The organism is Rhizobium laguerreae (assembly GCF_019778565.1).
Classification (GTDB): Bacteria; Pseudomonadota; Alphaproteobacteria; order Rhizobiales; family Rhizobiaceae; genus Rhizobium; species Rhizobium laguerreae.
Window position 1 is genome coordinate 345,942 of record NZ_JAAXQT010000010.1, and the last position, 14,642, is coordinate 360,583.

Below are 14,642 nucleotides of genomic sequence, written 5' to 3' on the forward strand. Positions count from 1 at the left end.
AGCGAACGTCCAGACTAAGGTGCCCATCGGAGAGCGAATATTCTGGCCATAGCGCGCCCAACCCATGGTCTTCGACATGTCACAGCACACGGTGCGACAGGTGGTGGTAAAGAACGCGGCCGATCCAGCTGAAAGCGAGTGGCTGCAGCAAGCAAGAGCTGGTGACACATCGGCATTCGACCAGCTCATGAAGCCCTATCGCAAGCCGCTACACACGCATTGCTATCGCATGCTCGGCTCGCCCTTTGATGCCGACGATGCTCTGCAGGAGACACTACTGGGTGCATGGCGTGGCCTAGGGTCTTTCGAGGCACGCAGTTCGCTCGGCACGTGGCTCAACAGCATCGCCACGCGCATTTGCCTTCGCATGATTTCGAGACGCCCTCGGCGTCTAGCGTCAGGCGATCTCGCTCCGCCGCTTCGGTCCACAGCCGAACTGGGCGAGCCGGTGCAGGGGCCTGTGTGGCTGGAACCAATGCCGGATAGCGAACTGCTGTACGGGAGTGCGCCCAACGAAGATCCAGCAGCGATACTGCTGCGTCGCGAATACATAGGACTTGCATTCGTTGCCATGTTACAGCACTTGCCCGGCACGCAGCGCGCCGTACTGCTGCTACGCGAGGTGCTTGGGTACTCGGCCACCGAGACCGCCGACATCCTTGGAACCACCGTGGCCTCAGTCAACAGTGCGCTGCAGCGCTCTCGACAAACGGTGAGGGCGAAGAAGCCCGCAACCGTGCAGTCGAGCGAGATGCTGCAAGTTGATGCGCAGGGGCTCGAACTCCTGCTGCATGCCTTCGTATCCGCTTGGGAACGCCGCGACGTCACAGCAATGGTGAACCTACTAGCCGATGATGTCCGCTTCACAATGCCGCCGCTGCCGGCATGGTTCAGTGGTCGCGAGTTTGTCGGAAAATTCTTCGCAGAACGCGTGTTCGAGACTCCCTGGCGGCTCCACTCTTTACGCGGCAACGGCCAGCCCGGATTCGCCTGCTATCTGAAGCAAGCTGGTGACGACCGCTTCCGGCCGGGTGGCGTCGTGCTGCTGAGCGTGTACGACGGCCACATTACTGCCATCGACAGCTTTCTTGACCCTGCAGTCTGCAGCCGGTTCGGAATGTGCGACGAGTTTCACTAGGAATTTTCGCCACGGAGCGATGAGTTTCCGCATCGCTATGTCTCTAAGGGAACGACAGGCCCGAAAGGTTCGGGACTGCATCACTCGTTCAGCAGAAGGACATTCGCGATGGCCAAGCTCGTCGTTAGCATTCTGAGCTCCCTCGACAACTACTGCGCCGGCCCGGATGGCCGGCTTGACATGCTGCCAATGGGGGAGGCGTTCGACGCCCACAATCTTGAACTCTTGCGCAACGCGGGCACGCTGCTCTTCGGTGCAGTCACGTTCCCCATGTTCGAGGCCTATTGGCCGAATGTCGATCGCAGTCCGACCAACGACCCGGTGCAAAGCGAGATCGCCGAGCGTGTCGACGCTGCACGCAAGCTCGTCGCCAGCGACACGCTGGTTCTGGCAAAAACCTCTCCTTGGGCCGGCACCGAGGTTGTCAGCAGGACACGCGTGCATGCGCGGCTGGCTGAACTCAAGGCTCAGGCCGGTGACGACCTGCTGATCTTTGGCAGCAGTATTCTCTTCAATAACTTGCTTGCGCATGGCTTTGTCGACGAGTTTCACCTTCTGGTGGGCAACGTCGTGTTGGGTGAGGGCGTGCGTACATTCGAGCCTGGCTTGAGTGCGCCGTTCAAGCTGCTGGGCCAGCGCAAGCTCGCAGGCTCGGATATAGCAGCCTTGCATTACGACTGCCGGGCGCACTGACGCGTTGCTGGATCACCACGCATCGCAGTTGTTTGCGGACGCCGTCGGGGCGGCCGCGTTGCCGGAGAAACTGGAACAGCTCGATGAAGTGCCTTTCCAGCATAGGCGAGTAGCGCGGGGTCGGGAAACTCGCCTCGGAGGGAACGTCTGCTCTTAGGAAGTGTCTCCACCGGCCTTTACGGCCAGAGCGGGCCGGTGGCGGAAGGTCTGCCATGTGTGACCGCGGCGGAAAACAGACGTGCTCGCCGTGTTCATTGCGCTGCTGCTCCGAGCGCTGCGGCTAGTACGTCGGCCAGGCCGCGGCCGGCGCTGCCGTCCTCATCAAGGCGCGGATTGTAGATGGTGATCTCGATACCGACTGCCTTGCCGCTCGCCAAGGCAACCCGAAGCGCGGTTTCTAGCTCGACCCATGACAACCCGTCCGGCACGCGGAAATCGACAGCCGGCATGATGACGTCGTCGAGGCAATCGGCGTCGAGATGGATGAAGAAGCCGTCTAATTCCTCTCGCGTCAGGTGGTCGACTGCTTCGCGCGCGGCCGCCTCGATGCCCATCGCGCGCACGGCGGGAAGGTCAATCGCCTTGAGCTCCTTGGGAAGCGGCTGGCTTCCGTACTCCTCCTGATCCTTATGATCGCGATATGCGAAGGCGACGGCGTCTTCGGAACGGACCAAAGGACCGCGCCCTTCGATGTCGGTGAGGAGCGACGGGCCGCGACCGGTGACCAAGGCAAGGTCCATCGAGGCGCCCTCGCCATGGGGCTCCGCCTCGGGCTGGAAGAAATCGGCGTTGCCGTCGATGAAGAACAGGCCGTAGCGGCCGCGCCGTCGAAACGCGAGCATCGAGCCCATTAGGATCGTGCAATCGCCGCCCAGCACAACCGGAAATCTGCCGGAGTCAAGCACCGCTTCCACCGCGTCGGCGAGCTTGGGCGACCACGCCACGATTGCCCTGGCATTCAGGATGCCGGTCTCGGGATTGGGCATAGGGTCCTTCGGAGGCACCGCCAGCCGCTCGGCTCGGTGCGCATGAATGCGCTCCGCAAGTCCGAGGGCCAGGAGCTGGTCGGGCAAGCGCTCCACACCTTCGGTCGCCAAGCCCAGCGTAGAGGGGGCTTCGAGAATTGCATAGGGAAGGGTTGGCATGCGCGCCTCCGTTAGCGAGTCATTTTGCGGAGTAGGTCACGGCCTCGATCTTGTGACCGTCCGGATCGCGGACGAAGGCACCATAATAGTTCGCATCATAGCTCGGCCGCAGCCCCGGAGCGCCATCGTCGCTGCCGCCATATTTCAGTGCGGCTGCGTAAAATCGATTGACCATCGAACGGTCCTCGACAGCAAAGGCGATATGAGTGCCATTGCCCACGGTCGCTGGTTTTCCATCAATCGGAACCTGGACGCTGAAATGAAACGTACCACTGCCGTAACCAAGTCCACCTTCGTCCTCGGCCATCGGCACAATGCCGACGATGGGCAAAACGGCGTCGTAGAAGCGCTTCGAACGCGCAACATCATTCGTCCCAACCGAGACATGGTGGATCACAATTACCTCCGCTAGCTTTGTCCCCTAACGGCAGCTTTTGGTCATTGTTCCCTCAATGACAAGCTCCGCAATGGGTTGGAACCCTGGTATCTGGAGTGAGATTGCCCAACGACGTCGGTGGACTGAAAATCACCCGAACTCTACTGGCGGGCGGCCGCAATCGCTTCGCGTGTCATGTCGCTCCCTGGAATCGACCTGGCAGGACGAACCGCTGAAACGGAGCAGGTCGATTCAAGCCGCCGTCGGGTTGATCACGTTCATATCGATTTCGGTCAGTTCGACGCGCCGCTCAAAGGCTATGCCCGCCTCGTCGAAGAGGTGGCAATCTGCAGCATTGATGCCGGTTGCGACAGGGGCGTCCGCGCGGATGCCGACGCTGCCTGGCAGCATCGCGCAGAAATTCTCGGACTCTCCATTCAGCGAGGCGTAAGCGACCGTATTTGCCCCGAGGCGCTCGATGACCGTCGGCGTCACCTTGAAGACGATATCGCCGCCGCCAAGCTGGATATGCTCCGGCCGGATGTCGAGCGTCAAAGCCTTGCCGGCCATGCCGTCGCGCGGCGTCACGGGCAGAACGGCTGTCTGGCCTTGATAATCCACCTCGACGCCATTGGCGCTGACGCCCTTGCAGGTTACGGGAAGAATATTCATTTTCGGGTTGCCGATGAAGCCGGCGACGAACTGGTTTGCGGGCTTGTGATAAAGCTCCAGCGGCGCCCCCGTCTGGGAGATATCGCCGGAATCCAGCACGACGATACGATCGGCCATGGTCATCGCCTCGACCTGGTCGTGCGTCACATAGATCATCGTCGCCTTCAACTGCCTGTGCAGCTTGGCGAGCGCGATGGGCATGGCGGCACGCAACGCCGCATCGAGAATGTCGCGGGCCCGCGGTTGAGGGGACGCGGCTTTATCGCGGCGCAGCCCCACGGAAGCGGTCATGGCGATCACTGCCCTTGCGACCGCCAAGCAGACCTCAGTTCTGCAGGGCCCAATCCGCTACCTGCCAACGCATCTGCCCGCGGTCGGCGACGACACGGCCGAGCCCTGGGAAGGGCATGTGCGTGGCGGCGATGAGCGCGCCTTCCGAAGCGGCGCGAGGAAGGAACCGGTCGCGCATGGCTTTGGCCGCGGCAGGATCCTGCTCGAACAGGAAGAACACGTCGGTCGCCCCAGGATGAACGACGGGAAAGATCATATCCGAGACCATGATGAGGCTCTGTCCGCCATCTTCGACCCGCACGCCGATATGGCCGGGTGTATGGCCGGTCAGGTCGACAATTGAGACGCCCGGCACGATTTCTCGCTCTCCGTCGATCGCCTGAAGTCTCGGATAGAGGCGCACGACCTCGTCGGCCATCTTAAAGCTGGTCTGCAGATAATTGGGTGCGCCGCTGCGCTTGGCCGGATCAGTCCAATGGGCGACGTCGCGGCGATCTATATAGAGTTCCGCCTTGGGATAGTTGTTCTTGCCTCCGAGGATCAGACCGCCCATGTGGTCCTGATGCATATGCGTAACGATCACCGCGTCGATCTGGTCGGGCTGCAGGCCGAGCGCGGCGAGCGCCTGCGGCAGTTGGCCGGTCTGCCCGATCGAGCCTGCCGCACCGGCATCGATCAGGATGCGACGTTCGCCATCCTCGACGAGATACTGGTTGAACAGGAACCGCACCCCGCCCGCGCGGGCGGTGAACTGCGCGACTGCCGCCTGTTCGACCTCCGCCGCGGTTCGCCCCGGAAAATAATCATAGGGCATATCCGCATAGCCGTCCGTCAACGCCGTCACCGTGAAACGACCGATGCGGATCTGCGCGAGCGGCGTAATGCTGACCGGCGCTTTGGCCGTAGCCGGTGTCGCGGCAAGCGCGGACGCGTCTTCGATCATTCCTCCGCCGAAGAGGCTTCCCCCGAGCAAGCCGAGTGGGAGAGCGCTTGCAAAGGCACGGCGCGAAAGTTTGGGCATGACGTCCTTCCTGATCATTGGCAATACCGGAAACCGAACAACGCCGGTGAAACGACGTGAGGCTATGATATCCAAAAACAGTAGGCTATCCTTCCATTTTGGGAACATTCCTCTCAGATAACGGAAGGATTGCATGGATCGTTTTGACGCGATGTCGGTACTGCTGGCGGTGGTCGATGCCGGCAGCCTTTCTGCCGGGGCGCGGCAACTGCGTGCCCCGCTTGCCACGGTCAGCCGCAAGGTCGCCGATCTTGAAAAGCACCTCGGCGTGCCCTTGGTGCTGCGCACTCGTCGGGGCCTGTCGCTGACCGAAGAGGGGCGCGCCTTTGTCGCCGCCTCACGCCGTATCCTTGAGGAGCTGGACGCGGCCGAGCGGCAGGCGAGCGGCGACCATGGGGCGCTGCGTGGCGGGCTCCATGTGACCGCACCTGTTGCCTTCGGCGAGCGTCATCTGCTGCCAATCTCGCTGCAATTCTTGAAGGAGCAACCCAATATCAACCTGCGCCTGACGCTGGTCGATCGGCAGATCAATCTGGCGGACGAGCAGGTTGACGTGGCTCTTAGAATTGGCCACCTGACGGACAGTGCCCTGATCACAACACGCGTCGGCAGTGTCCGCCGGGTGATCTGCGCCAGCCCCGAATATCTGGCCCGGCGAGGCGTGCCGCGTCAGCCGGAAGACCTCGCACGACATGACGGTATAAGCTTCCAGGGCTTTGCGACCGCGCCGGAATGGCGCTACCGCCGCGACGGTCCGGCCTTCGCCATCGAGCCGCACCCCAAACTCGCGGTCAACACGACGGAGGCGGCCATTCAGGCTGCAATGGCCGGTATCGGCATTATCCGCGTACTGTCTTACCAGATTTCCGATCAGCTGCGCTCCGGCGCTCTGCAGGAATTGCTGACGGAGTTCGCGCCGGAACCGCTACCTGTGAACGTGATGCATGGACCAGCCGATCCGCTGTCGCTGAAGGTGCGCTGCTTCCTCGATTGGATATTGCCCCGCCTACGCGCGCGGGTTGCGGACTAAAGCGCTCGTCGCCGGGCGCGGCTCGGTTGATGACAGTCACGCGAAACGGTCCGAATGCTTCGGGGCGCGGCTGGCCTTTCCTAAGTTCGTAACATGTCGCCCCAGAAATCGCTGAACGAGAGGCGCAACGCCGCCATACTGCCGACGCCCGAACCTCTGAAACGGAGCCAGTCGGTTCAAGCCGCCGTCGGGTTGATCACGTTCATATCGATTTCGGTCAGCTCAACGCGCCGCTCGAAGGCTATGCCCGCCTCGTCGAAGAGGTGGCAATCTGCGGCATTGATGCCGGTCGCGACCGGCGCGTCCGCACGGATGCCAACGCTGCCCGGCAGCATGGCGCAGAAATTCTCGGACTCTCCGTTGAGCGAGGCATAGGCGACCGTATTTGCGCCGAGGCGCTCGATGACCGTCGGGGTCACGGTAAAGACGATATCGCCGCCGCCAAGCTGGATATGCTCCGGCCGGATGCCGAGCGTCAAAGCCTTGCCGGCCATGCCGTCGCGCGGCGTCACGGGCAGAACGGCTGTCTGGCCTTGATAATCCACCTCGACGCCATTGGCGCTGACGCCCTTGCAGGTCACGGGAAGAAAATTCATTTTCGGATTGCCGATGAAGCCGGCGACGAACTGGTTTGCAGGCTTGTGATAAAGCTCCAGCGGCGCGCCCGTCTGGGAGATGTCGCCGGAATCCAGCACGACGATACGGTCGGCCATGGTCATCGCCTCGACCTGGTCGTGCGTCACATAGATCATCGTCGCCTTCAACTGCCTGTGCAGCTTGGCAAGCTCGATACGCATGTCGGCGCGAAGTGCTGCGTCCAGGTTAGAGAGCGGTTCATCGAACAGGAATATCTTTGGCTCGCGCACGATGGCGCGGCCGATCGCGACGCGCTGGCGCTGGCCGCCGGACAGCATGCCGGGTTTCTGCTGCAGCCGCTGTTCGAGATGCAGGATGCGCGCCGCGTTCTCCACCTTGGCCTTGAGCTTTTCCTCTTCCATCCTTTCGACCCGAAGCGGGAAGGCGATGTTCTCGAAGACCGTCATGTGTGGATAAAGCGCGTAGGACTGGAACACCATGGCGATGCCGCGCTTGACCGGCGGCAGATCGTTGACCCTGACGCCATTAATGACGATGTCGCCGGCGGTCGTCGCGTCGAGACCTGCGATCATGCGCAAGAGCGTGGACTTGCCGCAGCCCGACGGTCCGACGAAGACGACGAACTCGCCGTTCCGCACCTCGAGCTGCACGCCCTTCAGAACTTCGTAATCGCCATAGAATTTCTGAACTTTGTTGAGAAGGAGTTGTCCCAAAAATCTGTCTCCACCGGCGGCCTTGGTCGCGCGTTCATCGTCAGGGAAGGGATCGCGGATGTCACATCCCGCGATCCCAGAGAGCCCGAGGGGCTTATTTGAAGGCTTCGATTTCGCCCGCCGCCTTCTTGAGCGCGGCTTCCGGTTCGGCCTTGCCCGTCACGACGGATTGGATCATCTCGATCATCGAGTTCTGGAAGCCTTTATAGTCGGTGAAGAGCGGCTCCGGGCCGCCGTAGCTGATGCCTTCGATCAAAGGCTTCCAGTGCGGATCCTTGGCGACGAATTCATCGACCTTGGGCGACGGACGCAGCGGTGTGAGGCCGGCGCCGCCCTGCAGTTCATATTCGGACTGCACATCCGGCGACGTGATGAACTTGGCAAATTCCGTCGCCTTGTCCTCGACACCCGAGCCCTTGAAGATCGCCAAGCTGTCGGTGATCAGCAGCGTGCCGGGACCCTTGGCGTCGGGGCCGAGCGGCAGCGTGGTAATGCCCCAGCTGATCTTCGTCGCCTTCAGGCGGTCGGCTGCACCCGAGCCGGCCTGGATCATCGCCACCTTGCCGTCGAGGAAGATGGCGCGGACTTCGTTCTGCTCGTAGGCCGTCGGGCCTTCTTCGGAGTAGGGGACGATATCCTTGTAGGCCTTCAGCGCGGCGAGAATCTGCGGGCTGTCGAGCGTAACTTTACCGTCCGCATCGATCACCGTGCCGTTGTTGGTGTAAACCCAATGCATGAACTGGTGCATCGTGTTGTCGAAGGTCTTGGCGGAGAGACCGAAGCCGGGAATGCCGGTCTTTTCCTTGATGGTCTTCGCCATCTCGATTTCTTCAGCCCAAGTCTTCGGCGGCGTCTCGGGATCGAGGCCGGCCTGCTTGAAAAGATCTTTGTTCCAGTAAAGCGCCTTGGTGGAGAAAGCGATCGGAACGCCCCACTGCGTGCCCTCGAAGGTCACAGTGTTGACGATGTTCGGATAGTAGGTCTTCTTCTCGTCGTCCGTCATCGGCACCGGAACGATCAGGTCGTTCTGCGCAAATTCCTTCAGCGTGCGCGAGCCGACATAGGCCATCGCCACCGGCGTGCCGGCGGCGGCAAGCGTCGTTGCCTTGTCCTGGCACTGCGCCCATCCGACGACCTCGGGGGCGACCTTCCAGCCCGCGTTCTTTTCTTCCCATTGCTTGATGTATTTGGTGTGGACCGGGTCGATCGTGTCGCCGCAATAGATCCAGCTGATTTCCTTGTCGGCCGCCTGGGCAGTGACGGCGGTCAGTGCCGTCGAACCGAGCAGGGCGAGCGCCATAAGGCCTGTCTTGATTGATATGCTCACGTCGTGACTCCCATTCTTGTGTTAGCTGTTCACTCGTTTTTTGGTCTTATTGTTTCACCGCACCGGCGGTCAGCCCGCCGACAAGGTAGCGCTGAAGGAAGAAGATGACGACCATCGCCGGCGCGATACCGACGAAGGAAGCCGCCATCAGTTCGTTCCAGATGACCTCCTGCTTGCCGAAGTAAGCAAAGAGCCCCACCGGCAAGGGCATGTATTCGGTCTTCGAGTTGAACGTCAGCGCGAAGATGAATTGCTGGGCGTAAGCGCCGATGAAGGTGGTGATGGCGACGACGATAATCCCCGGCATCGCAATGGGCAGGATGACCCGGCGCAGCGTGTAGAAATGGCTGGCGCCATCCATGTAGGCCGCTTCGTTGAGTTCCTGCGGGATACGGATCATGTAGGTACGCAGCAGCCAGATCGCCGAGGGGATCAGGAAGGCGACGCCCGGCACGATCATGGCGAGATAGGTGTTGAGCACGCCGATGCTGCGCATCAGCCGGAAGAGCGGGATCAACAGCACGGCGCCGGAAAACATGTTCACCGTCAGGAAGGCACCGAGCAGGATGCCCATGCCCCTGAATTCGAACTTCGCAAAGGCATAAGCCGCTGGAATGACGAGGCAGAGCACGATCAGCGTGACGATGATCGAGATGAAGAACGAGTTGAAGATATAGCGCCCGAAGCCCGGCACGCTGATCCACATCGTCCGGTAGGCTTCAAACGAGCCGTTCTCCGGCCAGAAACGATAGGGCGAGGAGAAGAGTTGGCTGAGCGGCTTCAGCGAAACCAGGAAACCTTCGACGAAGGGCGACAGCACGAAGAAAAGAAACAGCGCGATGCCGCAATAGATCAGGATGATTTCCCACCAGCGGTAACGGTCGATCATGGCTGCGTTGCTCATGCGCGCTTCTCCGGATTGAGGCGGCGGGTGACGCGGAAATAGGCGAAGCAGAAGAGCGACAGGAAGATGCAGATCGAAACGGCGCGCGCTGCACCTTCACCGTATTTCTTCGAGCCGATCGCGGTCTGATAGGTATCGATGATCATCGTCGTCGTCTCGCCGCTCGGTCCGCCCTGCGTCAGGATCCAGATGATGTCGAACGAGTTGAAGGTGGCGATCAGCGAGAGCATCGACATGGTGATGATCGCCGGAACCATCAGCGGCAGCGTGATGCGGCGGAAGCGGTACCAGCGGCCGGCGCCGTCGGTCCAGGCGGCCTCGTAGAGATCCTTCGGAATGGATTGGATCGCTGCCAGGAAGTAGATCGTCACCAGTGGCACGCCGATCCAAACGTCGGTGATGATCGTTGCCCAGAAGGCGGTACTTCCGTAGGCAAGGAAGGCGACCGGTCCGTCGACGAGACCGAAGCGCTGCAACAGGCCCGATATCATCCCGAACTGGCCATTATACATCCAGCCCCACATGAAGATGCCGATCGCCATCGGCACGATCCACGGCGGCATGGTCAAAAGCCGGAACAGCGAGCGGCCGGGGACCGCGGCATTCAGCATGCATGCGCCGAAGGTGCCGATCACCATTTTCAGGGCAACGGAGAAGAAGGTCCAGACGAAGGTGCGGATGATCACTTCCGCAAACCGCTCGTTGAAGATCTTCTCGTAATTAGCCCAGCCGACCCAGTTGGTGGTCTTCCTCAGCGACGCGTCGGTGAAGGAGAGAATGAAGGTATCGACCAGCGGATAGGCGACGATCGCCAGAACATAGAGCACAGCCGGAAGAAGAAGGATGCAAGCGAAGATGAAGGTGCTTCTTTGAACACTCATCCTGCCGCCCCCCTCAAGCCGCTCTTGCGTGAAGGGCTTCGTCGAAGCGGTCCCAGACGGGTCTGAGATCGACGACAGCTTTCTTCATCCTCGCTTCGTCCATCGCCAGGGCGAGGATGCCGGCTTCGAGTGCATTCAGGGTGGAAACAGGAAGTTCGAGCCCGGTGCGTACGCTTTCAAGCAGGTCGCTCGCCATCTGTTCATCGGCGCCATAATGCTGAGAAAGCTCGGTGGCGGCATATTTGTTCTCGACCACCTTGTTGCCGGTCAGCTGTTCGTGAACGTCGAGATAGCCGCGAACGAAATCGCCTTCGGCCATGCCGCGCGAGCCCATGATGGCGAAACGGCGGAACTGGTCGGGCACGTTGAGATTGGTGTGAAAGTTCATGCCGACGCCATTGGCATATTCGACGATGGCCACCTGATAGTCGATGATATCGGCATCGCTGTCGAAGACCTTGTCCGATCCCATCCATCCGCTCGGCTTGCGGTGGAAAAGCTCGAGGTCGTTGATACCCTCGCGCGCCGGGTCGTTGGCCGGAGTGAAGCTCTTGCGGCCGCCGAAACTTGCGACGCGCTCCGGCCGCGCGCCGGCGACACCATTATAGAGATCGAGGTCGTGGCAGCATTTCTCCAGCATGAAGCTGCCGGAATAGCGCTCATAGCGGCGCCAGTCGCGCATGAAGAAAGCGCCGTGATAAGGCTCGATATGTTCGGAGGCCTCGATCGACACGATCTGACCAAGCTTGCCCTCGGCCTGGATGGCGCGGAGGTCCTTATAAAGAGGAGAATAGCGCAACACGAGACCGACCATCAGTCGCTCATGACCGAATTTTGCCATCAGATGGGCAAGCTCGATGCTTTCGGCGATCGTCGTGACGATCGGCTTTTCGCAAAAGACCTTGAGACCGGCTTGGAGCCCGAGCCTGATATGGTCGAGATGCAGGTGATTGGGGGAGCCGATCATCAGCAGATCGAGTTTTTCGGAGGCGAGGAGTTCTTCCGGCGAACCATAGGCCTTGCCGACTGAAATTCCCTTTTCCGTCAATCCGGGAAGTCCGGCGGGTTCCGGATCCACATAGCCGACAATGTCGAAGCTGCTATCGATTGCCTTGAAAACATAGCCGAGATAGCCGAGCCGGAATCCTAGCCCGATGATTCCCACTTTCATGCCGATCAGGTTCCCATTTAGTAATTTATTTTCTTTAAGTTGGGACAAAAATCGGGAGGCGTCAATAGAAAACGGGCATCGAAGCGCAAGCATGAAATTAATTTTCATAGATCGATAGCCGGCGGTCGATTGCCGGCTGCGACCGGCCGGACACGGATTGCACAAGCGAAGTGTGCGCATCTCTTAACGCCGGGGGCGGCGAATACAGCGACTGTGGTGCAGTCGACGATCGCCCCGGCAAGCTCACGCGGAACTCGCGAAATGTTGAAAAGAGCCGCGAGTTTACGTGTGTAGGATGAGGCGACAACCCGTAGGCAGGAGGAGCCATCATGACCCGTATGACAGCCAAGGATTTCCCTCAGGAACTTCTCGAACTCTACGATTACTACGCGCATGGGAGGATTACCAAGCGCGAGTTTCTCGACCGGGCCGGCAAATTCGCCGTCGGCGGCGTTACGGCAGCCGCTATTCTTTCATCGCTGAGCCCTGACTATGCGCTGGCGACCCAGGTCGAGTTCACCGACCCCGATATATCAGCCGAATACATTACCTACCCCTCTCCGAAGGGAAATGGCGATGTCCGCGGCTATCTCGTCCGCCCAAAAAACACGACCGGCAAAGTTGCGGCTGTGGTGGTCGTGCACGAGAACAGAGGTCTGAACCCCTATATCGAAGATGTGGCGCGGCGCGTGGCAAAGGCGGGTTTCATCGCTCTTGCGCCGGATGGCCTCACCTCGGTCGGAGGCTACCCCGGCAACGACGAAAAGGGACGCGAACTCCAGCAGAAAGTCGACCCAGAAAAGCTGATGAACGACTTCTTCGCGGCGGTCGAATACTTGATGAACAACGATCTCACCACAGGCAAGGTCGGCATCACCGGCTTCTGCTACGGCGGCGGCGTCGCCAACGCTGCGGCGGTGGCCTATCCGGAGCTTGCCGCAGCCGTGCCGTTCTACGGTAGGCAGCCGCGCGCCGAAGACGTGCCGAAGATCAAGGCGCCATTGCTTATCCACTATGCCGGTCTGGACAAGGGGATCAACGAAGGCTGGCCGGCCTATGAAGCTGCGCTGAAGTCATCGGGGAAAACATTCGAGGCCCACATCTATCCGGACGTCAATCACGGCTTTCACAATGATTCCACGCCCCGCTACGACGAAGCGGCAGCCAAGCTCGCTTGGCAGCGGACGGTCGACTGGTTTACGAAATACCTCGCCTGAGAAGGCCGGATTTGCACGAGCTGCGGCGGGGAGCCATTCCCCGCCGCTTTTCCGTCCCGCGGCTTGTCAAGGCGACTAACAGTCCGCGATCAGGCTCCAGAAGTGATCGTCGCCGGACAGGTTTTCAGAATCGGCAAGCCTGCGAAGCTGCAGGAAAGAGGCGCCGAACACATTCCGATTTCCCCAGCGCAAGCAGTCCATGAATTTGGCTTCACGTTCATGAACGCTCATCGGCGCTTCGAGCGATCCCTTCGCATGCAAGCGAGACTTGTTCAAAATGCGCCCGTCGCGCATCGTGACCGTGACGACATGCGGGAGGCGCTCCACGCCTTTTTCCTCGTCAGCCGAATAGGACTGCATTTCGATGCGCGGCATGAATTCCCGGATTTCCGCTCGCCCAATCTCCTGCCGTGTAAAGTCCGAAAGGCTAAGGGAGCCTTTGAGCAAAGCTGTCGCCAGGCAATATTGCATTGAGAAGCGGGCCTGCATCTCGTCGGTGGGCTCGGGATAAGCGAGGTTGCGGGCAGCGGATATGCCGACTTTCGTCTCGATCCTGGCAATGTCGTCCGCCAAAAGCCCATGCTCCTGCTTCAGATCCAGAAGCGCGTCGATGGCGCGATGGGTGGAGGCGCAGCAGGGATGGCGCTTGGTCACCACGCCCCGGCTTTCGATGATATGCTCCTCCTCGAATGTCAGTCCCTCCCAGCCCTTGGCATCATCGCCGCCGAAAAGATCGAGGAAGCCTTGCGGCCGCTCGAGGATATCCGGCCGCCCGCTCATGCCCGCAAGCGCCATGCGCGCCGCGTCCACGGCATTGCGCGCGGCAATGCCAGCGTGAAGCGGTTTGGCGGTCGTGCCGAACTGCCCTTTCGGGCCGCAGGCGAAGCTCGTCGCGAGGCTCATCGCCGCGATTAGGCTCTCTTCGTCGGCGCCGAGAAGCCGTGCCACGCCAGCCGCAGCCCCGATGCTGCCGACCGTCGCCGTCGCGTGCCAGCCCCTGTTGTAGTGAGAGGGGTTGACGCCAAAGCCGACCGCCGCCTGCGCTTCCAGCCCGGCCAGGTAGGCCTCGAGAAACCGTCTTCCGCTTGCCGCCTTGCCGCTCGTCAGAACCGCCAGCAGCGCAGGCACCAGCACTGCGGAAGCATGCGCTCTCGCCGGATGGAAATTGTCATCGAAATCGAGCGCATGAGCCGCCGTTGCGTTGATGAGTGCGGCGAAAGAGGGCGAGGCGGAGCCGCCGGTGACGAGCCGAGCTGCGCCGCCTTCGGCGATTTCCCCGTCGAAGGCGCGGGTGAGCGCGGCAACGCTTTCATCGCTGCTGCCTGCAATCATACAGCCGATGGTATCCACCACGGCATCTTTTGCCCGGTCCATGGCGACGTTTGAGAACGTCGTTCGCGACAGGACCTGTTCCGCGATCTTCCGGAGAATGGTGGCCATTGACGAAAGTCTTCCCGTGAGTTTGG

At 60.8% G+C, this 14,642-nt stretch carries 13 protein-coding genes and 1 pseudogene; 4 read left to right on the top strand and 10 right to left on the bottom strand.

Features of this window, described 5'->3' with window-relative positions; all coding sequences use genetic code 11:
- Positions 1 to 64 precede the first annotated feature (64 nt).
- Together HFO71_RS28355 and HFO71_RS28360 are read left to right on the top strand one after the other, a co-directional pair.
- Positions 65 to 1,138 (top strand): RNA polymerase subunit sigma-70, encoded by a 1,074-nt coding sequence (locus HFO71_RS28355; protein WP_206112632.1) that lies wholly within the window; start codon positions 65 to 67, stop codon positions 1,136 to 1,138.
- A gap of 108 nt (positions 1,139 to 1,246) precedes the next feature.
- The gene (locus HFO71_RS28360) at positions 1,247 to 1,831 is read left to right on the top strand and encodes a dihydrofolate reductase family protein (RefSeq protein WP_077980069.1); all 585 of its coding nucleotides are present in this window, start codon (positions 1,247 to 1,249) and stop codon (positions 1,829 to 1,831) included.
- A 251-nt stretch (positions 1,832 to 2,082) separates the two neighbouring features.
- Here HFO71_RS28360 and HFO71_RS28365 read toward each other — a convergent pair whose 3' ends face one another.
- The 4 genes and pseudogenes from HFO71_RS28365 to HFO71_RS28380 all read right to left on the bottom strand — a co-directional run bounded on the left by HFO71_RS28365 (position 2,083) and on the right by HFO71_RS28380 (position 5,336).
- Positions 2,083 to 2,976: an arginase family protein gene (locus tag HFO71_RS28365; RefSeq protein ID WP_221988724.1), complete on the bottom strand. Its 894-nt coding sequence runs from the start codon at positions 2,974 to 2,976 to the stop codon at positions 2,083 to 2,085.
- Positions 2,977 to 2,995: 19 nt separating this feature from the next.
- Positions 2,996 to 3,373, bottom strand: coding sequence for a VOC family protein (locus HFO71_RS28370; RefSeq protein WP_025397571.1), 378 nt, complete (start codon positions 3,371 to 3,373; stop codon positions 2,996 to 2,998).
- A 231-nt stretch (positions 3,374 to 3,604) separates the two neighbouring features.
- A pseudogene (locus HFO71_RS28375) lies at positions 3,605 to 4,249 on the bottom strand (ABC transporter ATP-binding protein); the annotation flags it as partial.
- Between the two features lie 100 nt (positions 4,250 to 4,349).
- Positions 4,350 to 5,336, bottom strand: coding sequence for an MBL fold metallo-hydrolase (locus tag HFO71_RS28380; protein ID WP_221988726.1), 987 nt, complete (start codon positions 5,334 to 5,336; stop codon positions 4,350 to 4,352).
- Between the two features lie 133 nt (positions 5,337 to 5,469).
- On the opposite strand from HFO71_RS28380, the gene HFO71_RS28385 reads away from it, so the two are divergent.
- Positions 5,470 to 6,366, top strand: coding sequence for a LysR family transcriptional regulator (locus HFO71_RS28385; RefSeq protein WP_221986262.1), 897 nt, complete (start codon positions 5,470 to 5,472; stop codon positions 6,364 to 6,366).
- Positions 6,367 to 6,542: 176 nt separating this feature from the next.
- On the opposite strand, the gene HFO71_RS28390 is transcribed toward HFO71_RS28385, so the two are convergent.
- The 5 genes from HFO71_RS28390 to HFO71_RS28410 all read right to left on the bottom strand — a co-directional run bounded on the left by HFO71_RS28390 (position 6,543) and on the right by HFO71_RS28410 (position 11,959).
- A complete protein-coding gene (locus HFO71_RS28390) occupies positions 6,543 to 7,676 on the bottom strand; it encodes an ABC transporter ATP-binding protein (protein WP_072641704.1) in 1,134 nt (377 codons plus the stop codon).
- Between the two features lie 94 nt (positions 7,677 to 7,770).
- Positions 7,771 to 8,976 (bottom strand): ABC transporter substrate-binding protein, encoded by a 1,206-nt coding sequence (locus HFO71_RS28395; RefSeq protein WP_017958116.1) that lies wholly within the window; start codon positions 8,974 to 8,976, stop codon positions 7,771 to 7,773.
- A gap of 73 nt (positions 8,977 to 9,049) precedes the next feature.
- Positions 9,050 to 9,907: a carbohydrate ABC transporter permease gene (locus HFO71_RS28400; protein ID WP_003553169.1), complete on the bottom strand. Its 858-nt coding sequence runs from the start codon at positions 9,905 to 9,907 to the stop codon at positions 9,050 to 9,052.
- Positions 9,904 to 10,788, bottom strand: a complete 885-nt coding sequence (locus HFO71_RS28405; RefSeq protein WP_221988728.1) for a carbohydrate ABC transporter permease — start codon at positions 10,786 to 10,788, stop codon at positions 9,904 to 9,906. Before HFO71_RS28405 ends, HFO71_RS28400 begins: the two co-directional genes overlap by 4 nt.
- 13 nt (positions 10,789 to 10,801) lie before the next feature.
- Positions 10,802 to 11,959, bottom strand: a complete 1,158-nt coding sequence (locus tag HFO71_RS28410) for a Gfo/Idh/MocA family protein (protein WP_221988730.1) — start codon at positions 11,957 to 11,959, stop codon at positions 10,802 to 10,804.
- 329 nt (positions 11,960 to 12,288) lie between these two features.
- Here HFO71_RS28410 and yghX point away from each other — a divergent pair, with 329 nt between their 5' ends.
- Complete coding sequence (gene yghX / locus HFO71_RS28415; RefSeq protein ID WP_077980076.1) at positions 12,289 to 13,176, top strand: YghX family hydrolase; 888 nt, start codon at positions 12,289 to 12,291, stop codon at positions 13,174 to 13,176.
- A gap of 75 nt (positions 13,177 to 13,251) precedes the next feature.
- Here the strand turns inward: yghX and HFO71_RS28420 are convergent, their stop codons facing one another.
- Positions 13,252 to 14,616, bottom strand: a complete 1,365-nt coding sequence (locus HFO71_RS28420) for an MmgE/PrpD family protein (RefSeq protein WP_221988731.1) — start codon at positions 14,614 to 14,616, stop codon at positions 13,252 to 13,254.
- Positions 14,617 to 14,642 lie beyond the last annotated feature (26 nt).